Genomic DNA, 23,599 nt, shown 5'->3' with positions numbered 1-23,599 from the left:
CTGTCGTGCGGTCCGGGCGGACGGTTCATGCGGTCCGCCTCGGGCAATGGGTCGGGGACGAGGAAGTGCCCGAACTTCTCTGTCACACGGGTGTCGCGGGCTGGTCGCCGACAGCGTTGGCACCGACTAGAGCGGAAGTCACCTGCGCTCGATGCCTGCGCCGGATCGGTCAGTCCAGCACTGTGTCCCGGCAGCTGCTGCTGTTCGGCAACGACGAGGAACCCGCCGCGGCCGGATAGCGGGCATCAGTTCGTCTCGGGATTGAGCGGGATGACGGTTCGCATGCTGCGCCCGGACGTGTGGGTAAGGCGGTCGTTTTCGACGGTGAGGACGTTGACGATTCGCGCGAATGCTTCGACGGATTGTTCGAGCTCATGGATCTTCTTGCGGGCTTCGGTGAGTTTGCGCCGGGTGGAATCGAGTTCGTCGCGCAGTTGCTGTTCGCTGGCGGGGGTGTGTCCTTGCGCGCGGACGCGGGCGTAGAACTCCTCTTTGAGGTCGGTGTGGCGGTGGGTGAGGACGTGGCGTTTGACGTCGGCCTCGGCGGCCAGGGCGACGACGGTGAGAGCGCCGTCGGATCGTAGCGGGGTCCCGGCCAGCAGCCGGTCGATCGCGGCGCGGATCTGGCTGCGTTGGTCGGTGGTCATCGTGGCTCCGGATCGGTGGTTGTGATGCGGGTGCGGTCGTGGGTGTCGGCAAGCTCGATCAGTGAGGCGGCGCGGTGTTTCAGCCGCTCGGCGACAGGCTGCGGGACGAGCGGCGAATCAGCCTGGGCGCGGATCTGGTTTGCCGCTGTGCGTAGTTGTCGGGCGTGGGTGTCGGTGCGGGCGATGTTCGAGCAGTTGGTGTGGCAGCGGTCCAGGCTCGGTGTTGGGGTGGGCCCGCTGGCGTTGGCGGGGTTGCAGAGGGCCTTGCCGGGGTCGTAGTTGCAGGCGAGGTAGGCGTCGGCGTTGTCGAACACGGTCAGCGCCGGATCCGCCAGCAGGGCTTTGGCCTGCCGGGGTGTGGTGACCAGACCGCCGAAGCGGTCGTGCTGCTCGTGCGCGGCGCGGATCAGCCGCCGGGCGGCGGGCCCGGAGACGCCCTCTCCGTGGTCGAGGGCGTCGTGGACCTCGCTGAGTTGTTCGGCGACCGCGCGAGCGGTTTCCAGGTCCAGCAGCTCGTGGATGCCGTCGCGTTGGCGGGTGGCGTAGCCCTCGCTGATCACCGTGCGCATGTGCCCGTATTGGACCGCGAGGGCGACCAGGCCGCCGGGTCGGCGGGCGATGTGCCAGGCCAGGCTCCGCCGGAACCGGGCGGTGCCGATGTTGCCGTGCGGGTCGGCAGGGATAGCGACCCCGCGGCCGTGCTTGGCGGTGTGCTCGTTGACCCAGTCGACGAAACCCTCGACCCACTGGACGACGGTGCCGCGAACCGGCGACCGGCCCTGCCTTTCACCGCGCTGGGCGGGAAACAGTAGTCCGGCAGGGCCGTTGAGGCGTTCCAGGACCCTGATGGCGGTGACCACGGGTGGAACTGCAACCCAGGGGACTTCGCGCAACTCACCAGCGGAGCGATGATTGCCGTCGGCGTCGCGGGCGGTCTTGAAATGCCGTGCATGGATGAGATGGCGACGGCCGCCGGAGCTGTCGTCGCGGCCTGGCCGTGGTTCGGGGCAGCAGCCGACTTCGAGGGCGAGTACTTCGCTCGGGCGCATCCCAGTCAGGTAGGCGATGACCACGAAGCACGCGGTGGTCAGCAGCCGGACGAATGGCTCGACCTGGTCGAAGTCGATGGCGCTGACCCAGGGATCGCCCTCGATCAAGCCGGTGATCGGGATGTCGAGCGGACAACGTCCGGGGTTGGTCTTGCGATAGCGCTGCCAGCGTGGAGTCTTCAGAACGCGGTGGACCTTCTTGTGCGGGGTGCCGGTGATCGCGGCGACATAGGTGGCCGCGGCGCCCGATCGGAGGGTGGTATGCGTGGGCAAGGGTTTCCCGGTTGCCTCCAGATCTGCGAGGTAGGCGATCAGTGCCGGCGGCGTTCCGCGGGGCAGGTCGGTGTCGGGTGTCTGGGCGACGACTCGCCGCAGTCGTTGTTCCTCGGCTCGGGCCGCGAGGATGTCGTCGGCGAACTCTTCAGTGAACTTCAATGCCCAGATCAGCAGCGGACCCATGGTGGCCGGGCTGATCGGCTCGGTCGAGTTCTCACCGGCGGCAGTGGCCGCGGGCAGATAGTCGTCGAAACCTTCGGTCTCCCAGGGCGGGACGCCGATGCGCGAGCGGGTCGGCAGGTAAGGCGCGAACGCGCGGAGCCGGGTCAGCGCGATGAGGTGGCTCGTGGCGGTGTTGCGCGCGACTTTACGGGTCTTGACCACGTAGTTTCCGTAGTCGGCAAGGACATCGGTGGTTGCTTGGGCCAGTTCGGTGATGCCGCGCTCGCTGAGCCAAGTTGCGAATACCCGCCAGGTCATGGCGGTGCCGAACATCCGTTGAGGGCTCAGCCGCGCCCGCATTGTCGAGCCTCCACGAGTGAGCACCGTGTCCGGGACCGGGAAGTTCAGCAGCGCCCAGACCGCGTGACGGAACTGCTCACGCAACTCCGCAGGGAAAGTCTGCCACTGAATCCGGTCGCTGGTAGTCGACGGATTGTCACTGATGAATGTCAGCGACCAGACCGGATCACCGAATCGGGGGATGAGCTCGCGGCGTTGTTCGGTGACCGTTGCCGGATCGACCACCGGATCGGCGGGAGCGGGCAGAGCTGGTTGCCGCCATGGTGCGGTCACGAGTCGAACCCCTTGCGCAGCAACAATTCGATGGACGTGCGGTCGCTGGCGTTGACCGCCTTCAGCGCGTCGGCCCATTCTGCTGCGGTGAACGAACTCTCCTTGAGCTGGGTCAGCCGGCTGTGGTGCTCGCGCCAATCGTGCTCCCAGGTCCGGGTGGGTAGAACGGTGCGCAGGCTTTCCAGTGCCTGGTGCAAGTAGGCCAGGCGCGGCAAATGCCGCGGTGTGACCACCGCGTTGGCGCAGGCCAGGCAGAGCAGAAACGATGCCCGGCAAGGCGATCCGTGCGGGCTGAACGGGCTGTGAGTGTAGTCGCCGCAGTTCGCCGTGGCAGTGTCGGTGCCGACGTCACCTGCGCAGGAATCATCGGTAACTCTCGCCGCGACAACAGCTTTAGCGTGGTCGACGGCATCGGCGATCCCCTCGGCGATCACCGCTTCGGCGCGCCGGTGCGTGGCCGGATCACGCAGAACGTAGACGCGGTCGTGAACGTCGAGGCTGTGCTGAGTGGGAGTGCGCCGATGCAGGACGGTCACCGTGCGCCGCAAACGACGCAGATTCAGCTCCCCGGCCCCGGTCACCTGGCTCCATCGACGGAAGACCGGGTTGACGATGCCGATGCCGGTGCGCAGCAGCGCAGCGCGATCGTTGACCAGCAGAGGAAGATGAACGTGCCAGACGATGAGCAGATCGGTCGCAGCGCCGTGAGCACGCAACAGGTCACGGGCTGGGGCGGTGGCCTCGATCGCGCGGGTGAACAGCCGTCCTGGCGAGTTCGGGCCCCAGTCGGTCAGATTGCGGGTCTCGTAACGATGAGCCGTGTGACGCCGCCGTTTCTCCAGCTCGGCCCGATAGACGATCGGCTCACCCGGCGCTGACGCGGACAGCACTTGCGGAACCACCATCTCCGAGACGGCCGTGAGATTCCAGCCGTGAGCACTCACGATCAGCGTCACCAGCGAGACCATCTCGACTCGGTCGAGAAACAGCCGCCGCCAGGTCCATTCCGAGCTGGTCCCGCCCAGCGCATCCAGGTAGGGCTCGACGACCCGACGACGTCCGTCCGCGCCGACATCAACAGGAACATCCCCGGTCCGCGCCAAATGGTCGAGCGCTTCACCCAGCACCCACTCGCGGCTGCCGTCGTCGAACGCGCCCGACCGCCAGGCATCCAGATGCGCCCGATTCTCGGCGATCCGCTGCCAGGCCCGCCGGAAGTGGCCGGCCGCAGCCTGTCTGATCTCCTCGAATTCCTCCGGCGAATACGCCGATTCCGTGGCACCCGAGTAAGCAACCCGTCGCAGCACCGCCTCGCGAGTCGCCTCGGGAAGCTGATCATCGCGCTTCAGCAGTGCTGCGATCTTGCGAATCTGTCTTTGTCCCAACGTCTTATTCGCGCGACTGACCCTCCACTGGTTCCAGACCGCCGGCGTGATGTCGGCGATGGACTGTGGTGCGGGGTCCAGTTGCGCGAGCCACCGGGTGAACGTGCGGACCAGGAACCACACCTCCGTGCTCGTGGCCGTCGATCGCCATTCCCCCGGTGGGTAGATCCGGCTCGCAAACGCCGCAGCGAGAGATCGCTGCAACGCAGCCGACACCGGCAACGCACCGAAGTCGAAGATCGCCCGCTGATCACCCTTCTCGCTGATGTGCGTGACCACCGCAGCGGCATCGTCGAGCACCGATGGCCGCCGGTGCCCTTCGGCCGGCAGCCCGGCGTGCACTCCTCGCGCCATCAGCCGGCCACCTCGGCATCGAGGATCCGCTCCGACGCCGCCGCCAGCTTCGCCAGCAGTTCGGCGACATCCGGATCGTCGTCCTCGATCAACAGGGACCGCACCTCCAGGTCCGAGACCGGGGCCAGGTAAATATCGCGGGTAACCTGTTCGCTCGCGTGCCCGAGCAGGTCTTTGACCATCCGCCAGGGCGACATGTAGAGCAGCATGTAGTCGCGGCGTTCCTCGGGCGTCAGATCCAGCCGCATGTCCAGCGCCCGATGCAACGCCACCAGCATGTAAAGCGCGAACGAATGCCGCGCCATATGCGGCGTCGCGAACGGCGGATCCGGCACCACCCCCGCCAGCGTCACCGCGCAACGCCGCGATGCCGCCCGGAACACAGCCTCCCAGGAATGGGCACCGAACGGGGTCCCGTCCTCGGCAAGCCACAACCACAGCGGCTCCAACCCGCTATCACTCTGGACGAACAGCCGCCGCCGCTCGTCCGGCTCCAGCGCATCGATCCGGCGTTCCCCGGTCCGGCCGTGCCGGTCGCGCCAATGCAGCACCCGTTGCTGCCACCCGGACTGCTTGACGACCAGCCAGATATCGTCCAACGCGTCGTAACGGCCTGCGGTTTGCGCCCGCCGGATCGCCCCCCTGCGGGTCGTAGCGCAATACGCCTCGACCTCCCGCAGCACGGTCGCGGAGATGTAGAACGTGCGGGCCCGCTTGCTCTTGGCCACCGCCGCTGCCAGCCGCGCCTCGACGTACCGCTGCGGCGTATTCGCCGAGGCAGGCAGCTCGATCGTCAACAGCGACCCGCCCTCCCCGAGCCGCAATCCGCTGCTCAACAGCAGGTCGGCGAACGCGGCATTGCGGTCGTCGTGACGGCCGCGCCAGGACGGGTCCATGCGGCCTTCGGCGGTGTAGCCACGCAGCCCGACATCGCGCCACAACCGAAACGCCCTGGGCGTCAACCATTTCACGTTCGAGGAACGGACGTCCTTCGCTCGCGCCTCGGCCACCTCCACCAGGTCCCCGTAGCGGTTGCGGACCGTCTTGACCCCGACCGGGCTCTCGGCCACAAACCCCTGCTTGACCGCCCACCCATAGAGCCGACTCAGCGCCGCCAACTCCCGGTTCCACTTCGAGCCGCTGATCCGCCGCATGTTCCGCGGCGACCGCCGCCGCCAATCCTCGAAGTCGAGCAAATCATCGTAATCTGCTGCATCCCAGTACTTCCCGCGGCTCCACAAGAAATTGAAGAACACCCGATAATCCGTGGTGTACGAGCGCTTCGTCGCCTTGCGAAGGTTCGCAAACGACGACCGGCCGAAGTAGCGCGTCAACCGCGCATCCACCCGGAAGTCCGGATCCACCATGAACGGGTCACCCGGATCCAGCCCGAAGGACTCCTCCCGCTCGACAAGATCCCGCCACTCATCCAGCAGCGGATGCTGACCGGACGGAGCAGCCAGCTCCGCGGAAACCCAATGCACCGTCCACAACCTGGACATCACCCTCCTCTATGTACTGCAACATGATCAGCTGCAACACACGGAGTTAATAAGGAATCGGTGGCAGTAGAAACCCGCTCGCCAGATTTCATTGGCGCGCGGCCGCACCCGCAGGACTCGCCAGTTGTGCAGGCTTCGCCGCACTGCGGCACCGGCAAGTAGTGAAGCAGGGATAGCCCAGATGCCGGGCACCAGTGCAGCGCCAACCAGGGTACTGACGGAGTGCGCCGCACCGGGCTCGGTGGGCTGGTAGGTCCTGTAGGCGTCGACGGCTGGCACCACCATAAGCAGTGCCATAAGCAGCAACACTGATGCGATGAGAAATAGCCGACCAGTCGGACGAGTCTCTGGCTCGCGGGCCAGGCTGGCGGCCAACGCCGAGGTTTGCGTGCGTTCAACCGTGGCAGTTCCGATCACGGGGACCAGCCCGCTCGCGGCTAAACCCGTCCCGCTGTATATAGCGGTGGAATAGTCGGTTGATACGCCTTGTGAACAAAGAGCGGGCACGCTCTGGACGAAATCAACCCGCCTGCACGTCGGACAGGTGATGTCCATAGTTACCTCCTTCGCTTATGTGCCGCACGGGAGACTCTGCGCCCGCCCTCCTGAACGCGTGGGTATATCCAACATGGCTTCGAATCCACTGTCGAGACTTAGATTGCCGGTAGGTTGCTGAGGGGCGAAGTTGTCGGCGTGTTGTGCATCCCGGGCGTGTCGTCTTTGCGAGACCTCAAAGGCCCCACCGTGTACGATGGTTCGTCGACTTGGAAGGTGAGGAGCCTGATCGTTGAGGGCCAGGGTCGTGGCGGCGCGCCGCCATGCGGCCAATCGGAACGTCTCAGAGGTGCGACGCATGCGGCAATGCACCCGGATCCGAACCCGAACCACTCGCAGGAAACTCTCAACAAAGTTGTTCGTCGTCGGGTCGTACAGCGCCCCGATTAGTTGCGGAGAGTTGCGCCGCGTTTCTCGATAACACGAGGTCGGAGCCCATTTCGAGTAGTCGATCGTGGCTGACGGTTGTGCCCAGTTGTCGTGCGGCCAGATCCTCGGCAGGTTTCTGGTTCGAGTCCAGATGGGGGAGCAGAAAAAGGCCTCTGACCAGCAGTTCACTCTGAATGGTCAGAGGCCGTTCTCGTTCTTGGCCGTCGAGCAATCCAGTAAGTCTCGATCCGCTGTCAGAGGATGTCGATCTCGACCGGCATGAGCGTGGTCCAGTCCGTGCCTTTCTGGGACGTCGTCCAGCACGGCTGACCTTCGGAGGTCATCGCTACGGCGACGATTCCGGTGGATACGGCTACGGCGCTCACGCCGCCGAAGGGGCTCAGCATTGCGCCGGCGACGACGGTCATGGCGGACCAGGTGCCGCCGTCGTCTTTGTGGGCGGCACGCAATTGCCCTTCGATGTCGACGGCGAGGGCGACCAGGCGCGGGCCTGTCCGGACGAGGGCGGTCGTGGCGAAGCTGCTCACCAGCACCGACGGGTCGACGGCCTGAGCATCGCCGATCTCCGGGTTGACGCGGTCGATCGGGAACGAGTACAGCCAGCCCTCCTCACCGACCGCGATGACGTCGATGCGTTGCGCGGTGGCGGCGATGGCGGGCTTCGCGGTCGGCACCATCAGCGGAGCGACCGGGCCGAACAGCGGATTCTTCCACGGCGCACCGAGTTTGCCGCGATACCAGACGAGCACGCCGATGTCTTCGATGATGATGGCGTCGATGGTGTCGGGGGCGACGCTCACCGCCACCGGGTTGGACGGCACGAGGTAGCGGCGGACCGAGTCGATCACCACTGACGGCTCGAACTGGCCTGCCGCTGTCAGCTTCGCGTCGATATCGCCGTTGAGCGCGACCAGATGTCCTGCCGGGTTGATGCCGATGGCGACCAGGGTGTGGGGTCGGGGCCGAACGGTTGCCAGGTCGCGCCCGCCGGCGAGCGTGCCGGCCGGCGCCCGTCGAATCTGCGCGGATCCGAACGACCCGTCGGTCGCCCACCAGAAGTAGCCGAGCCCGTTCGGGCCGGTGTAGACGGCGTCGGTGATGAGAGTCAGGCCGTGCGGTCCCGGACCGGTCGTCATCGCCGGTTGTACCGCGTGCATTACGTAGGTGTCGTCGCTGGTGCCGGTCTTCAACGGGGTGGTCCAGCCGCGTTGGTAGCTCCATTCGCGGCGGACGAGATGCAGGTCCGTGTCGAGGTAGCTCAGCGCGATCGATCCCGCGGTGGTCGCGACGAGAGCCGGGGGCAGCGCGGGGCGCCACCCCTGATGTTTTGCGATCTCGCTGAGGATCGGCATGGTCGAGAGCCCGTCCAGCGGCGGGTCGGTGTGGACGCCAAGATCCCAGTTGCGCACGAGCCGCCGGATGTCTCGGGGGTGCAGAAACGTTCCTGTCGCCGCCAGCGCCATTCCCTGAATACTGGCGACGACTCCGCAGATGATGGCGCTGGCCGCGGATGTCCCTCCGAACCCGGGGTCGTAAGGCTGGTTTGCGGCCGGCGACGGCGCGATCACACTCTCTCCTTGCGCAAAGCAGTCGACTCGCAGACCGTATGTTGTGAAGGTTCGGCGCCATACGGGGTCTTGCGAAGTGATTGCTGCCGCGCCGACGACGATCGCGCCCGAGTCGACGTAGGACGGCGATGCCGGTTGGAGGTGGGCGAGGAACGGAAAGGCGTCGAGATCGACGTGCCCGTTGCCCGCGGGCTCGACAACGGTGATCCCGAACAGTGTTTCCCGGTGAATCGCGGCTTTCACCGGCGGCCACACCTCGATCGGGATGTCCGGGTTCTCGGAACCGGCATAGAACGGCTGGCAGATCTCGACCAGCACGATCCCGCCGGGCCCGACGGCGGTCGCGGCTTCGACGATCGCCGCGGCTTCGCCGCCCCGTATGGCCATCGCGGTCATCCTCGCCATTGGCACGACACCGACCGATCCCTTGCCATTGTCGGGTGCGAGCACGATTCCCGCGACCGCCGTTCCATGGCCGGTGTCGGTGTCCTGATCAGGATGCGGCCGGACGATCCTGGCACCGGCCAAGTCCTCATGGGCGAGATCCCAGCTGTATTCGACATCGGCGATGTGAACTCCCTCGCCGCGCCCGCCCGGTACCTGCCACGCATAGATGGCGTCGACACCTTCGGGCTTCTGCCGCAGCAGGCGGGCCGGGGTCGACTGCGGATTGGTTCCCCAGGAGACCATGCTCGCCAGGTAGAAGTCGGGCGCCACTCCGGCCCAAGCCACGAACGGCAGTGCCGCCAAAGCCGAAACCAATGCGTCGGCGAGTGTTTCGTCGATCTCGGTGAAGAACCACTCGAACAGATCAGGTGGTTCCTCGCCCAGCATGCGGATCGCATCGCTGATATCGCCGATGGCCGCCGCGCCGACGGTATCGAAGGTCGGCTCGAGCGTGATTGGACCGAACTCGGCGGTGATGGCGTCCCACTCTGCGGCGAAACCTATGTCGAATCCGCTGTCCGGGGCCGTCAATTCGATTTCGACGCCAGTGGCGTACGGCAGGCCGAGCCCGCTCACCAGTTGCACGTCGATGCGTCGATCAACCATGGCGCTGCCCTTTCTCCGCGAGCACGTCGAACCGCAGGTGGGAGGTGGGTGGGCCGATCAGCGGGACCGCGCGTCGTTCGATCCACAGCACCGGCCGGCCTTCGGTGTCGCGGGCGAGCATGGGGCGGCGCTGCAATCGAACGCCGCTGCTGGGCAGGGCATTCGAGGCGATCGTGTGGCCTCGTCCGGCGCCCGGACCGGATGGTCCGCCGATCAATCGCGATTGTGGGCCCGGGCGCGGGCGTGGGGCCGGGCCGGTGAGGTCGGCGACGATGGCCTGCCGCCACGGGCCGCAGCGGCCGTCGCCGGCGCCCTGTTCCGGGCTCGCATCGCCGATGCGGACCCGCGCATAGGCGTGCCAGTGCGCCGGCAACGTCGTCGAGGGCAAGTAGGTGAAGTCACGGGTGCCGGTGCGGGTGGTCTGGGCGGCGGCCTCCGCGGTCGCGGTGCTCTCCTGTAATGCGAGGCCGTCGGCCCGAAGCTCGACAGCCCACGCGAGATTGGCGTCCTCGTCGACGCCGAGAGCGATATCGTCGAGCAGGGGCCCGGCCTGCGGTGCCACGGCTACCGGCCAGATGACGAGGTGGGTTTCCGGAAGTCCTGCGGTCTGGAACAGCGACCAGTCGGTGGCCGCGGGCGCGGTGAGCGTCCACTTCTCGTCGAAACTGTCGTGCACGACAGCGGATTCGAGGTTGACGACCACACCCGCCGAGGGATGCTCGGTGGCTCCGGTACGCGGTTCGGGCACCGGGAACCAGAACCAGTCGTCGGAATGTGCGATCGCCACGTCATAGAGCAGCATCGTGCCCAAGTGCGAACGGTCCGGGGCGAAGCCGCCGATGTCGACGGCATGGTCCTCGATCTGCCACCAGCGCGGATGCGGGGCACCGGGGTAGCTGAGCCGGTTCGGTATCACCTGGCGCGGTCCCACGGCAGGTGCTGTGGTCACCACCGGTGACCGTGTCTTCGCCGCATCCACGGTGAACCAGTCGACATCACCGCCGTCGTGGTCGCGGGCGACCAACCCGGTACCTCCACTGGCGAACCGGGCGCTGTAGGACAGCGTGCGCGACGACCAGCGGTCGGGAGCGGGGGAGGGGACATCGTGGGTCCGCCACACCGGGTCACCGGCGAGCACTCCGGAGGTGAACACCGCGGCGCCGTCGAATCCGCCCTCGTAACGGGTGTAGGGAGCGGGTAGCCCGGTGAAACGGAATCGGTCGAAATAGCTGTCCGGTTGTCCGGGGAACTTCTGTCGTACGGTGGCTTCCACAGCCCGTCCGATCCGGATCCGGCGACCGATCGTCCACCAATCACCCGGTTCGGCTTCGAGCAACGCCTCGGCCGGGACGACACGGGGATCCAGTAGCGGGCGCGCCCGGTCATAGGACAACGGCGTATGGCGGGCGACGACATCGACGCGCACGGGGCTGGAGGCGTCCTCGCCCTGCAACTCACCGAGCTGCCACTGCCGGGCGAGAAACCACACCGGGTCGGCGACCCGGGCCCGCACGCCTTCGTCGAGGTCACCGCGCCCCGGTTCGAGCCAGAAGTGATACGCCATCGCCGGCACCCCTACCAGTCGTACTGGAATCCGCGCTCGGGCGCGGAACTCAACAATGGCGCCGGTGTCGACACCGGCGCGGCGACCCGAGCGCGCACCGTCTTGCGGGTGTCGAGCACGACCGACACGAGCGCGGCATTGTCCAGCCGCACCGCGCGATCCGGTGGCACGGCGAGCAGTACCGCTTCGGGTGCACGCGACTTCGGCCCATTGAAACCGAAGGCGGCGGCGGTCTTGTGCCGCGTACTCGGCACGCTGTCGGTCCACGCGTCCAGCGGGGCGATAGCGACCGCCGCGTCCGAGCCGGTCACCGCGGGGCCGAAGGCAACCACCACAGGCCCATCCGGATGCCAGACATCGTCGTTCGGTGCGTGAATCGCAGCGTCCCACGCCTGGTCGGAATCCAACTGCCAGGAGTCGAGGGGCGCCAGCCGCGGCCGGACCGCGGCGACGACCGTCAGCCATTTCTCGTTCACATCGTCGTTCGGTGTCAGCGGCGGCAGCGCAGTGCGCGGGGCGATCGCGAGGACCGGCAGACCGGGATCGGCACACAGGCCGCGAATGTCGTCGCGTAGTTCGGCCGCGGTGCCCGCCGGGCCGCCGAACTGTTCGACACGTCGATCGATGTCGTCGATCGCGGCATCGATCCATCCCTCGCCGAGGGTATCGATACGCCAGCGCGCGGCGGTCTCGGCGGCGGCGGCGTCCGACTCGCCCGGGTCGAGGAGCGCCAGCTCGACCCGCAGCGCGTTCAGCATGGCCAGCAGGTCGTCGCGGCGGCGGATCAGATCGGGCCGCAGGGCATCGTCGAGGCGATCGCCGTCGCCGCCGCGCAGCAGTTCGGTGAGTATTCGCTGGGTCTCGACCGCCTCGCTCGCGGTCTGCGCGCTCGTCTCGGCCGCGATGAGCGCGAAGAATGCCGGGTCGGCTACCCGGCGTGGGTCGGTCTCGGCGTCGTCCGCGGTCGCGGCAGGGACCACGGCGTATGCGCTGACCTGGACGTGAGTGGCCGCGCGCGGGGTCCGCACGGCCCGCAACGTCGGCGGCGCGCCGAGGCCCGCTGCCGCTTCCATCGCAGCCTGCGCGACGTCGGCTTGTCCGGACACCATGGCGTGAATGCCATCAGCGACCAGCAGGTCGGCGTAGGTATCGAGCACATCGGCCAGCGGCCGGAGCCGACTCCGGAGCGGCGCGAGCAGCGCGGATACCGGTTCGGCCTGGTGCACGATGGCGTCGATGGCGCGTTGCCCGTCGCACACCCGCCGCTCCGGGTTCTCGGCGACGAGCGGAAATGTCTTCCGCAGCAACCGCACTGTGTCCCAGTCACCGGCAACCCGCTCGACCTCGAGGCCGAACGCCTCCTGCGGATGCGTGCCGAGGCGCACCCGTTCGGCCATGCGCAGGGCGGCGCGAATCTTGGCCGAATCCAGGGTGATCTGCCAGCGGTCCTCGGCGGGGTATCGGATGGCGGCATCGCGCAGCAGCGCGGCCGTCAGAGCCTGTGTCGCCGACGGTGCGTGCAGCAACCCGGCCGCGGTCGGTCCCGCCGGTGGAGGGTCGTCGGCCGCGCCCACCGCGGGGCGTGGACTATCGACCCAGCCGTAGGCGCCGAGCCGGAACGGCGCGCCGGCAATCGTCATGCGCCGCACTCGGTGAGCGGCGAACGCAGTCACCCACGGATCGACCCGGAACGCGGCGGTGTCCAGTGCTGCCCGCAGGGCCTGCAGACTCCGGTCCGGATCGTGGGCCCACTGGTTGTCGACGAAATCGAGGGCCGCGCGCTGCCATTCGATGAAACGCTCGGCGACCGTCACCGCCGCGTCGTGGCGGGGATCGGCCGGATCGAGCTGCTGCAGGGCCAGGACGTGATGGTTCGAGCCGCGATTCAGCAGGTTTTCGAGATCGGGATCCCCTGGCGGTACCCAGACCGGCAGCGGCGCATCGGGATCGAGCGGGCCCGACGTCTCGTGCACCGTTCGACAGGCCTGCCCGACAACGAGTCGGGCTGCTACCGCGGCCTCACGAAGAAGGTGACCGAGCAGCCCGTAGGGGCCCTGCGGAAAGACGACTCCGTCATGGTCGGTCCCGTCCTCGACCGGATCGATGATCCGGCGCAGGAGCTCGGGATTGTCCTGTCCGGCGAGATCGTCGGGTAGGTCGAAGGGAAACCAGAACGGGGCGATGGGTTCGTGCTCGGCCGAGCCGAGGGCGGCGATCATCTCGGGATGCCATGTACTGGCCTGCGGTTGCTGATATCCGTATGCCGTCGCCGTCACCGACGCAACGCCCGCGGCCTGGACCGGACGAATCCGCCAGTACCGGCTGGGTGCGTGCTCACCATAGCGCCGCAGCATCGCCGCGGTGTCGGCCCCGAGCACGGTCGGTGGTTCCGCGGACGCGGCGTCATCCGCGAGGTCCCGCCACCGCCGCGCACATTCCGCCAGTCGCGCGTCGATCGCCGCGAGCGCGTCGGCCGGGTCGGGGATCCACTCGTCGAGCACGGTGGCGGGCAACAGGCCATAGGGGACCGCACCGACGCGGATGGCGGGAAACGGGCCCTCGACTTTCAGGCGTTTGCGTGCCCACGCGCGGATGTCGGGTTCGATCGCGCCGGCACCGAGCACATCACGAAACGACCTGGCCCACAATGCCGGCCACAGCGCGTCGACGATAGCCCAACCGGGCTCGAGCGGGTTGCGGTCGGCCTCGGCGCCGGGCAGCGGAACCGTGGGATCGGTGCCGGTCAGTGCGTGCCACACCGCCACCGTCGACGGTTGCCCGAGCGGGTCCGCGGTGACGAGCCGATGCCATAGCTCATGGTCGGTGCCGAGATCGGTCGTCGGTTCGCCCTCGACCGTGTTCGTCGGGGTGCCGGGTGCGAGAACCCCGAGGCGCCCGGAGGTCGCGTGCGTGGTGAGCAGGCCATCCGGCGCGGTGTCGCCGATGCCGACGACGACGAGCGCGTCGATATCGGGCACCGCCGTACCGAGCGGGATGTCGCAGCCGAGTTCCACGGCACACGCGCGCTCGAACGACAACCACCATGTCTTCGGCAGCACGCCGGTATCGGCGACAGTGGCGAGCGCACCCGGTTCGAGGTCCTTGCCGATCTCCTCGCGGTCGGGATGCAACGTAGCCGCCAGGTAGCGCGGAGCGCCTACCGGCACGATCCACACCTCGAGTTCGGGCGGCAGCCCGAGCGGTACCGACGTGATAGGCCAGTCCTTCGGTCCGTGCTGATGCGCTGCCGGGCTCGGCCCGCGCAACAGCCAGGTCGCGCGGGGCGCACCGACGGTGTCGGCGAGTGCCGCGAACGCGTCGTCGGCGGTGTGGTCGCTGGCTTGCAGTGCCGCGACCAGCGCCAGTTCCTCCGGTGTCGGGGCGGGCTGCGGATGTGCCATCGAGAACTCGTCGGGGAACACCCGTAGCCGCAACACCCACGGGGATGCCGGGTCCTCTGGGTCCGGCGGCCGGAAACGGGTTTCGATGCGCAGTGGCGCGAGGACTTCGATGGTGGTCATGGGTGCTCCTCGAGCAGCGGACCGATGAGGATGCGCACGGGCAGGGCAAAGGTGTGCTTGCCGAATTCGGCGGCGGTGTCGTCGTCGGCTACGGGCTCGGCGTCGTCATCGGCGCAGTGGTAGAAGCGATAGCCCGACGGCGGCTCCTCGAGCACCACCCAGTAGTCGGCGAGATCCTCGGGTGCGATCGGGAAGCCGAAGAACACGAGCTCGTCGGTGATCGCGCCGCGGAACACCGGCTCGACCCGGGCGGTGAGTGGATCGTTGGCGAGGGGTGGCGCCCATTTGTCGCCGGTCGTGCGGGTGGCGAACAGATAGACAGCCGTTGCGGGATAGCGGCGAAACAGTGTGCTGCGGAACAGGACAACCGCTTCCGCCGCGGGAGAGTTGACCAGCTGGCTGGGCGCCCCGAGCGAGTCAGCGGCGGGCCAGGTCTTGATCGGCCGGATATCGAGTGTTCCCGCCGCCCGCTGCCAGAACTTGCGCAAGGGCGACCACCCGGTGCGGATCGGCAGGTTGCGCCAGCGCAGTTCGGCTTGTGTCTGGTGATTGGCACCGGTGAGCAAACCGTTGACGAACTCGGGGTTCGTCGACAGTGCGACCACCTCGTCCATTGCGAGATCCCCTGCGCCGGGCAACATCCAGTCGGGGGATCGTTCGCACAGGAACTGCCACAGCGGCAGGTCGAGCTCGGGTTCGATCTCGATCGGGCCGAAAGAGTCGATTCCGGGGAGCGTGGCGAGTACGCGTTCGACGGCGGGAGGACGAGGACGGGTGGGATCTACCGCGTCGGCCACCTTCACCCCGAGCAGGTGGATATCGACGGAACTGCACGGACGCACGGGGAACCGCTCGTCCGTCCCGGAAAGTCGCTCGACACCGAACCCGTCCTCCGGTCGCAGCATCCTGCGCAGCCGTTCGATCGTGGTGTCATCGAGTGAGCCGGAGGTAAGCGCATGCTCGACCACCTCCACATCGAACCGGGGCGGCGGGCGGGGCTGATTTCGGCAGTCGCCGGCGACGACGAGCACCGCGCCGGGGTCGCAGGCGCCGGGCTTCGCCAGGGCCGTGCGCGCCGGGCCTCGGCGCAGGACACGTCGTGCGGCGGAGGAGAACAGCGCGCGCGGCAGCGGCGATGCGGCGCTGGTAACGGCCCGCAGCACACTGAGGTTCATGGTGGTCGTCGGCAGCCGGCCGAGCACGGGGGCGAGTACCGCCAGCGCTGCCACCGGGTCCTTCGGAACATGCCGGCGCCACATCGATCTCGCGGCGCCGACGCCCAGCGCGAGATCGGCCAGCCGCCCGGCGGCGATGGACAGCTCGCCTGCGCGCACCGCGGCCGCCGCGGTGATCTTCTCCTGCCATTCGATGGCCGCCCACGCGCCGAGGCCTGCTGCGCCGCGGTGGCGCGGGTCGGCGGTGAGCTGGTCGACCCAGCCGCCGGTTGTGCTCGAAGTGAAGGGCGCCGGATAGCGCGGAGCAGTGATCACCGGTCGTCCGTCGGGACTGACGACGCGATCGGTCAGCGCCCGCACCTCGGCTGCGGCCCAGCTCGGCACCACGCCTGCGGCGGGTGCATCGGGCCGCTTCAATGCGCCGAACGTGGCCAGCATGGTCTGCTCGGGTGTGCCGGTTCCGCGTCGCCGATACCGGATCTCCGCTTGGCCCAGTGGCTTGCCCGCCCGCTCGGCGAGCGCTTCGAGATCCGCCCGGTGCAGCCGTTTGGCGATATCGGGGAAGTCTCCTTCGGCACCGGTGCGGAAGGTCCACTGATCGAAGCACGGGACGGTCACCGGTTGCGTGCCTGCCCAGGCATCGCGCAGTGTCCCGTCGCGGTCGACGCGGAAGGCGGGGACGAGGCAGGCGTTGTATACCTGGCCGGATCGGAGATCGATCGGGTTGAGGATGCGCCCGATCGGTCGACCTGCCACCTCGTGCACGTGGGCCCACCGCCAGGACGAGGCGAGTGGGTGGGCGCCTTGCGCGGCGACGCTGAGCTGCACCCGGCGGCCGTCGCTGGTCGGGGCGACGTCGGTCGGCACGCCGACGACGAGGACGAGCCACGGCCGCAGCGTGCCGTGCGGCGCGAGCGGCGTGTACCGCCACGGCAGATCCGGCGAGCGGAGTTCGACCAGCGCGACCTTCGTCTCTTCGGCGTCGGTGGCGCCGGGCGCCGGATAACGCCGGGTGATCGCCGCACGGCACAGTTCACGCACATCGCCCGGCCCGAGCACCTCGAATTCGGTGTCGCCGGTGACGTTCTGATCGGTGATGTCGACCTTGGCGGAAACCGTGGCCTTACCACGCAGCCGGGCACCGCCTTCGATGTCGGCATGCGAACGAAGTTCGGTCTGATCCCACGATCGGAATTCGGCCATCACACACCGACGCCGGTCAGGTCGACGGGATCGATCAGGTCGGTCTCCGGCACCGCATACCCGCCGACCCACGACGCCGAATACCGGTATGCGGCGGTGGCGCTGTCCCGCGGAGTAGGTGGGTCACCCGGGACCGACACCCAGCGTTCCGAACGCGCGGTGATCAGTGCGGTATCGCTGCCCAGGGCCGGCGGCGCCTGGCTTGCCGCGATGATCGCGACCGTGTCGGCCAGCAGCAGCCGGGTCAGCGACGCGAGATTCGACACTTCGAGGCCCTGGTAGAGCACGATCTGGCGGACCGACCTGTTGTCGGGGACGATGTCGGGAGCCGACCCGGGTTTGGCGGAGAAAGCCAGGATTACGCCGCTGACCAGCGGCTCGAACGCCGGCTTGGTCAGGGCTTCGGACTGCGAAAGACTGAGGAAGCTTCCTGGGGCGAACATCGATGTCACCGGCGTGCCTGCCGAGGTCGGGTCGGCGCGCCGGGTACCGCCCAGTGGCCGCCCATCGACCCGATCGATCGGCACGCCGAAGGGGAAGCGGCGCTGCTCGAAACGCAGCGCGCCGGTCGGGGGCACCAGTGCGCGTCCGGCTGTGCCCGGTCGGGGTTCGAGGACGACGTCCGGGTCGGTCGTGTGCTCGGCGGTGAGGTTGTGCGCGTCCGACAGTTCCGCTTTCACGACGTCGTCGAAACCCACCGAGGGTGCCGAGTCCGGAGTTCCACCGGAGATGGTGATCGTCTCCGACCAGGAGAAGTCGAACAGGAACGTTTCGATCGTCAGGCTGCCGCGCAACGTCAGTGGGGCAGGCCCGCTCAGCACGCCGTCGAGCCGGACCCCGCCGAAGGTGAAGTCGGACACCGAAACATCGAATCCCGCGGAGCACGCGGCGGCGAACGCGAATGGGCGAAACTGGACCAGAGCATCGACCTGGAGAAATCCGTGCGCTTCCAGTCCGGCTCGGATCCGCACATCGAACCGGCCGCCCAACTGGACGGTGTTGGTGGTGACGGCGAGATAGCCCTCGGCGCGCAGCTCGATGATCCCGAGCGGTTGCTGCATCGCAACGCCGACCCGGCGTAGCGCGGGCAGCTTCGCCGGTTCCGGATCGAACCCGGGATAGAAGCCCCCGACGCTGAGCACCGCGTAGGGCCGCGTTCCCCAGCACACGCGCATCGCCGCATCTCCGAACAGGTCGAGCACACCGAAGGCGTGACTGTCGACCAGGCTCGCGTCGACCGCGACGAGCCGCTGCCCCGGATCGATCACACCCAGCACGTCCAGCCGCAGATTCAGCAGGTGGGTCAGCCGCGGAATGCTCGCCCGTGCGACGCCGACCAGCACGACCTTGACCGCGGGTATCTCGATGATCACGCCGAGATCGACGCCGAGTAGGCTTCCCTCGGCGCCGAACGACAACCAGGACAGCTTGGCCGCCGGTCCGATCAGGAAGCAGCCGGGGCGGGCGGGAAACAACGAATTCGCCGTTGCCGCGAGCGCACCTGGTGAGGCCGGGGGCCGCACCGCGAACAACAGATCGCCCGCGGCGCCGGTGCGGACCGCGGCGGACAGGGCGTCGATATGCGCTGTCCGGTTCACTCCGAGGACGCCGCCGACTCGGTCGAGTGAGAACCCGAACGACAGCTGCAGCGGCGGTGTGAATTGCGCGCCCATGACCGCGAAGAACGACATCGTGCCATCGGGCAGACGTTGGAGTATCGCTGACGCGTCGATCTGTAGTGGGCCGAGCGGGAGTTGGAGGAGCCCGCCGAAGGAATCGGCACCGGCCCTGACTATCGCGCCGCCACCGGCCGCAGCCGCCGCGCCGAACGGCGGCGCTATCCGCGCGGAGAGACTCTCCGGCCGCAGCGGGCCGATCACCGCCGCCGGTTCGGCGACCGGTGGCGTCGCGACGCTCGACGACGTCGCGACACCGAGGGTCACCGGTCCGACAGGTAACGTGCCGCTCATCCCGTCCGGCGAGTCCCACCGCACGGCGTCGGCGAGCAGGTCGAGGCCGGGGATCTTCGGCAGACCGGCCATCAAGAACTCCGGCAGGTAGGGCAGCAGGCCTGATTGCGCCGTCCGCCACGCCGCCACAGCCTGTGTCCACTGTTGCGTGGATGTGCCAGGAGCCAGCGCGAGATCGACGCCGGCTGCCGCTGTATCGAGCTGGTCGAGGGCCGCCGCGGCCTGGGGACCGGCGACCTGGCCGAGAACCGTCCGAATCTGTACCGCGTACGTCGAAAATGGCCCCATGCGCTGCTCCTCGCCCGCGTCGGCCGACAATCGGTTCCTGTCCCATTGTCGACCGGTGGGTGCCGTGCGATATGAGTAATCGACTACTCGATTTCCGAGGCGCCCGAAACTCGCATCGGCCATCGGCCCCGAGCGGCAGTATCGGCTACCGGAACGGGTACGGTGCCGGGAACCGGCAACGGTGTGACGCGTTCGAACCAAGCCGATCGACCGGCTGTTACGAACTCCTCGCATGTATCGGCGATTGCTGCGACTGGGGAGTGTGTCGCCGGTTGCGGTGAACGCCGCGCCGCGCACCTGCCCTCGGGCGCCCTCGACCCACGGAGACGGACAGCAATGGCGGACCGACCTCGCTTCGGCCAGCGGGAACCGGACAGCGAACCCGATCCGCCCGCTGCCTGCCCGGCCGGCGGGACCGGCGCGGAGCAAGAACTCATGCGCCGGCTCGGGGGATACCTGGAACGCATCGCCGACCGGGATCGCACGGCGTTCACCGAACTGTACCGATCCACCCACGATCGGGTGTTCGGGCTCGCACTGCGCATCATCCGGCGACCCGCCGCGGCCGAGGAGGTCACCCAAGAGGTCTACCTCTACGTTTGGAATACCGCCGCGCAGTACGACCAGCGGCTGGCGAGTCCGATCGGCTGGTTGATGATGATCACCCACCGCCGCGCCGTAGACCGTGTCCGAGCCGAAACATCCTCGGCGACAAGGGAGCTCGCGTACGGTCAACGCAATCTCGGCCGTGATCACGATACGGTCGCCGAGACCGTCGATCAGCGCTATGAGGAGCAGGCGGTGGTCCGCTGCCTGGCCGCCCTGACCGATCGCCAACGGGAGACGGTCGCGCTGGCCTATTACGGCGGCCGGACGTACTCCGAGGTCGCGGCCTACCTCGGCATACCGTTGTCGACGGTGAAGACCCGGATTCGGGATGGCCTCAAACGTTTGCAGAGCTGTCTGGCGGGAGCGGTGAGCGATGCCTGAAGATACGCCGGCCGGTGAACTGCTCGACCTTGCCTACCCGTACGCACTCGATGCGCTCTCGGAAGCGGACAGCGACGCGATCGAACGCCTGCTCGACCAGGCCGATGAACGATCCGCGGCGCAATTCCGGGCCACGGTCCGGGCGCTGCGCGACACCCTGGCGCATATGTCCGTGCTCGACGCGGTGCCCGCACCTCCGAACGTCGAGGCGGCGATCATGCGTGCCCTCGATGACCGGCCCGCGACGGTCACGGTGCTCGCCGAGCACACCGGCCGGGCGCGGCGGCGGCGCTGGCTGGCGGCGGTGGCCGCGGCGATCGTCGCGATCGGTGTCGGGGTGGGAGTCGCCGTCTCTCTCGGCGGGGAAGATGATGCGGGGCGGGTCACCGCGCAACAGGTGCTGACCGAGTCGGACACGCGCAGTCGAGTGGTCGAGGCATCCACCGGTGGAACGATGTCCGTCTACTCCTCGCCGGGATTGGCCGCCGCGGCCGTATCGTTCCAGGATCTGCCGTCGCCTCCACCCGGCACGGTGTATCAGATGTGGTTGATTCCCGCTGACGGGCAACCGCATTCGGCAGGCGTTCTGGACAGCATTCCGAATCGGGAATCGCCGCTGGTCGTCCGGTTCGATGACGGCGCGCGACTGGCGGTCACGGTCGAACCCTCCGGTGGCTCGCCCCGGCCGACGAGCGACCCGGTCGCCGCGGTACCGCTGGGGTGAACCGGCCGGGCCGTCGTCTCCGGTCAGGTCACGGTCACCGCGACCGAGTGCCATCCGGTGGCGCCGTCCGGGATCGGCGGTGTCCGCTGCTCTGGCTGCCGTTGGCCGTCGCCGTCGGTCGCGCGCACCCGCAGGGTGTGTCGTCCGGGTTGCGCGTCCCACCGCCAGGTCCACTGTCGCCAGGTGTCGGCCGAGTATTCGGCGACGAGGCGGGCCGGAGACCATGGTCCGTCGTCGACTCGGACCTCGACCAGCGCGATGCCCCGGTGTTGCGCCCACGCGACTCCCGCCACCATCACCGGACCGGCCGCCACCGTGGCGAACGCGCCGGGAGCGTCGATTCGGGAGGCCACCTTGATCGGGGCGCGTTCGGCCCAGCCGCGATCGGTCCAGTACGCCGTCGCTTCGTCGAACCGGGTGAGTTCCAGGTCGACAACCCATTTCGTCGCGGAAACGAAGCCGTACAGCCCGGGGACGACCAGGCGAGCCGGGTAGCCGTGCTCGAGTGGCAGCGGTTCGCCGTTCATGCCGACCGCGAGGAGAGCATCGCGTCCGTCGGTGATCGCGGCGACCGGTGTCCCGGCGGTGAAACCGTCCGCGCTGCGGGAGAGCAGCATGTCCGCCTCGGGGGCGATGCCTGCCGTGGCGAGCAGCTCGGCCAGCGAATATCCGGTCCATACCGCGTTGCCTGCCAGATCACCGCCCACCTCGTTGGAGACGCAGGTCAGTGTGATCATCTTCTCGATCGCGGTCAGTTCCTCCAGATCCGACATCGAGAACTGCACCGTTCGATTGACCCGGCCGTGAATGCGCAGCCGCCAGTCGTCGCGGGTGACGGTGGGGATCCGTAGTGCGGTATCGATCCGGTAGAAGCGGTCGTTGGCGGTCACGAACGGAGTAATGCCCGGCACCGGCGGGTCGGTCCCCGCGGGCGGCGGGGGCGCGGCAACCCGTGGGGCGGGCAGCCGGAATGCCGCGCGGTCGGCGGTGATCGCACGCAGCCGCTCGCCGAGCCACTGCCCGGTCGCCATCGCGCCGGCCGCGACGACTGCCGCACCGCCTGCCAGCAGCAAGAATCGGCGGCGCGTGAGGTCGGATCGAGCTACCTCCGGCCGGGGAGCGCGGTTGATCAACCAGCGCAGCGTGACGATTCCGGTGGCCACCCCGAGCGCTGTCGGAATCACGTCTACTGCCTCGGCACCCGGCCGCTGCCACACGACGATGCCGACCACGATGCCGAGTACGCCGAGGACCGCACTGCCAAGGGGCCGTGTGCGTTCGAGCAGCCCGACCGCGAGTGCCAGAGCCGCGATCACCAGCGCCATCGACACGAACAGGGCCTGCTTGTCGCGGGTGCCGAACTGCTCGATGGCGAACTCCCGCAACGGCTCCGGTGTGTGATCGACGACCGTGGCTCCGACGGCGACGAAGGGAGCTGCCGCGGGGTTCGTCACCGCGGCGACCAACTCCGCGACGCCGAGTACGACCGCGGTCGCGACGGCACCCGCGAGCGCCGCCGCGACTACCCCCGGCGGGCGCGATGTCGAGTGGTTCGGGTCGTGTGTTGTGTCCATGGCGCCTCGAGACCTGGCGGTAGATGTGCTGGCAACGATAGATCCGTGCGCCGGGGTGGAGAACCCGCGCGGCCGGTTCTCCACCCCGGTGATGGTGCTCGGTCACCTCGACCGGCGGCACCACTATCCGGAAGTCAGGTGGTTCAGGCCGGAGGCATCAAGACGCCGTCGATCATGTAGACCGTCGCGTTGGCCGTGGACACCCCACCGCAGATCACCGATGCGTTGCCGACCTTGATGTCGTCACCGGTGCGCGTGACGTTCACCGTGCCGCCCTGCACTGTTGCTTGTTCGCCCGAGATATCGGAGGGTGCGATCCGCCCCGGCACGACGTGGTAGGTCAGGATGGTGGTGAGGGTGTCGGCGTCGGTTTTGAGCGACTCGATGGTCGCGGGATCGATCTCGGCGAAGGCGGCGTCGACCGGCGCGAACACGGTGAACTCGCCGCCATTGAGCGTATCGACGAGGTTCACCTGCGGGTTGAGCTGCCCGGACACCGCCTTGACCAACGTCGTCAGCATCGGATTGTTCGACGCCGCCACCGTCACCGGATCCTGCGCCATGCCGCTGACCGAGCCCGCACCGGTCGGTACCTGCGCGGCGTATTCGTCACAGCCGGGGCCGACCAGATCCGCCGCGGCGCTGCCGCCGGTGGGCTCGTTGGTCTGCATCGCGGGCGGCGACATCGTCGTCGTTGGAGCGGATTCGCTGGACGAATCGTCGCCACACGCCGACGCGCCGAGCAATGCGGCGGTCGATACGACCGCGATCGCGAGAGTACTGCGATTGATTCTCATCGGGTTCATCACTTTCGTCCACGACCTGGACGGTCGTTCAGTTCTTATGTGCCGTACGGAGTTCGTCGTGCGATCGATGCCGGACGGGTCCCCGACCCGTGGCGAGGTGGCCCACCGGCCAACGCTTCCCGATCAGTGAACATCGACCGGTCTCGGTGCATGCGAACCGTGTTAGAACGTGTTCTCGCCCGTTCGAGTGGCGGACATCAGCCTGCCGCG

The 23,599-nt window shown here is 68.2% G+C and carries 14 protein-coding genes; 2 read left to right on the top strand and 12 right to left on the bottom strand.

The genetic code is table 11. The features are described from left to right. Positions 1-245: 245 nt before the first annotated feature. The 10 genes from GV790_RS19595 to GV790_RS19550 all read right to left on the bottom strand — a co-directional run bounded on the left by GV790_RS19595 (position 246) and on the right by GV790_RS19550 (position 19,295). On the bottom strand, positions 246-647 hold the full coding sequence (locus GV790_RS19595) for a hypothetical protein (protein WP_014349838.1): 402 nt from the start codon (positions 645-647) through the stop codon (positions 246-248). Continuing rightward, a complete protein-coding gene (locus GV790_RS19590; protein WP_036542375.1) occupies positions 644-2,767 on the bottom strand; it encodes an integrase in 2,124 nt (707 codons plus the stop codon). Before GV790_RS19590 ends, GV790_RS19595 begins: the two co-directional genes overlap by 4 nt. Continuing rightward, positions 2,764-4,506: a hypothetical protein gene (locus GV790_RS19585; protein WP_014349840.1), complete on the bottom strand. Its 1,743-nt coding sequence runs from the start codon at positions 4,504-4,506 to the stop codon at positions 2,764-2,766. Before GV790_RS19585 ends, GV790_RS19590 begins: the two co-directional genes overlap by 4 nt. Further along, positions 4,506-6,008, bottom strand: coding sequence for a site-specific integrase (locus GV790_RS19580; protein ID WP_014349841.1), 1,503 nt, complete (start codon positions 6,006-6,008; stop codon positions 4,506-4,508). The genes GV790_RS19585 and GV790_RS19580 overlap by 1 nt, the downstream gene beginning before the upstream one ends. A gap of 27 nt (positions 6,009-6,035) precedes the next feature. Beyond that, positions 6,036-6,563, bottom strand: a complete 528-nt coding sequence (locus GV790_RS19575) for a hypothetical protein (RefSeq protein WP_130915580.1) — start codon at positions 6,561-6,563, stop codon at positions 6,036-6,038. 623 nt (positions 6,564-7,186) lie between these two features. Further along, the gene (locus tag GV790_RS19570; RefSeq protein WP_163814779.1) at positions 7,187-9,574 is read right to left on the bottom strand and encodes a S8 family serine peptidase; all 2,388 of its coding nucleotides are present in this window, start codon (positions 9,572-9,574) and stop codon (positions 7,187-7,189) included. Continuing rightward, positions 9,567-11,138: a hypothetical protein gene (locus GV790_RS19565; protein ID WP_163814778.1), complete on the bottom strand. Its 1,572-nt coding sequence runs from the start codon at positions 11,136-11,138 to the stop codon at positions 9,567-9,569. Before GV790_RS19565 ends, GV790_RS19570 begins: the two co-directional genes overlap by 8 nt. 11 nt (positions 11,139-11,149) lie before the next feature. Then, on the bottom strand, positions 11,150-14,659 hold the full coding sequence (locus GV790_RS19560) for a hypothetical protein (RefSeq protein ID WP_163814777.1): 3,510 nt from the start codon (positions 14,657-14,659) through the stop codon (positions 11,150-11,152). Then, positions 14,656-17,037 (bottom strand): hypothetical protein, encoded by a 2,382-nt coding sequence (locus GV790_RS19555; RefSeq protein ID WP_163814776.1) that lies wholly within the window; start codon positions 17,035-17,037, stop codon positions 14,656-14,658. Before GV790_RS19555 ends, GV790_RS19560 begins: the two co-directional genes overlap by 4 nt. After that, the gene (locus GV790_RS19550; RefSeq protein ID WP_163814775.1) at positions 17,037-19,295 is read right to left on the bottom strand and encodes a DUF6603 domain-containing protein; all 2,259 of its coding nucleotides are present in this window, start codon (positions 19,293-19,295) and stop codon (positions 17,037-17,039) included. The genes GV790_RS19555 and GV790_RS19550 overlap by 1 nt, the downstream gene beginning before the upstream one ends. A gap of 336 nt (positions 19,296-19,631) precedes the next feature. Between GV790_RS19550 and sigK the strand changes: the two genes are divergently transcribed. Together sigK and GV790_RS19540 are read left to right on the top strand one after the other, a co-directional pair. Then, positions 19,632-20,285: an ECF RNA polymerase sigma factor SigK gene (gene sigK / locus GV790_RS19545; protein WP_163814774.1), complete on the top strand. Its 654-nt coding sequence runs from the start codon at positions 19,632-19,634 to the stop codon at positions 20,283-20,285. Next, on the top strand, positions 20,278-21,009 hold the full coding sequence (locus GV790_RS19540) for an anti-sigma factor (RefSeq protein ID WP_163814773.1): 732 nt from the start codon (positions 20,278-20,280) through the stop codon (positions 21,007-21,009). The genes sigK and GV790_RS19540 overlap by 8 nt, the downstream gene beginning before the upstream one ends. A gap of 23 nt (positions 21,010-21,032) precedes the next feature. On the opposite strand, the gene GV790_RS19535 is transcribed toward GV790_RS19540, so the two are convergent. After that, entirely contained in the window at positions 21,033-22,583 is a 1,551-nt protein-coding gene (locus GV790_RS19535; RefSeq protein WP_163814772.1) for a molybdopterin-dependent oxidoreductase, read from the bottom strand. 143 nt (positions 22,584-22,726) lie between these two features. Next, the gene (locus GV790_RS19530) at positions 22,727-23,380 is read right to left on the bottom strand and encodes a fasciclin domain-containing protein (protein ID WP_163814771.1); all 654 of its coding nucleotides are present in this window, start codon (positions 23,378-23,380) and stop codon (positions 22,727-22,729) included. Positions 23,381-23,599 lie beyond the last annotated feature (219 nt).

The sequence above is a fragment of the Nocardia cyriacigeorgica genome (assembly GCF_010858045.1).
In the GTDB taxonomy this organism is placed as follows: Bacteria; Actinomycetota; Actinomycetes; order Mycobacteriales; family Mycobacteriaceae; genus Nocardia; species Nocardia cyriacigeorgica_E.
The sequence above is the reverse complement of the archived record's forward strand: the minus strand, read 5'-3'. Positions and strand labels throughout refer to the sequence as shown.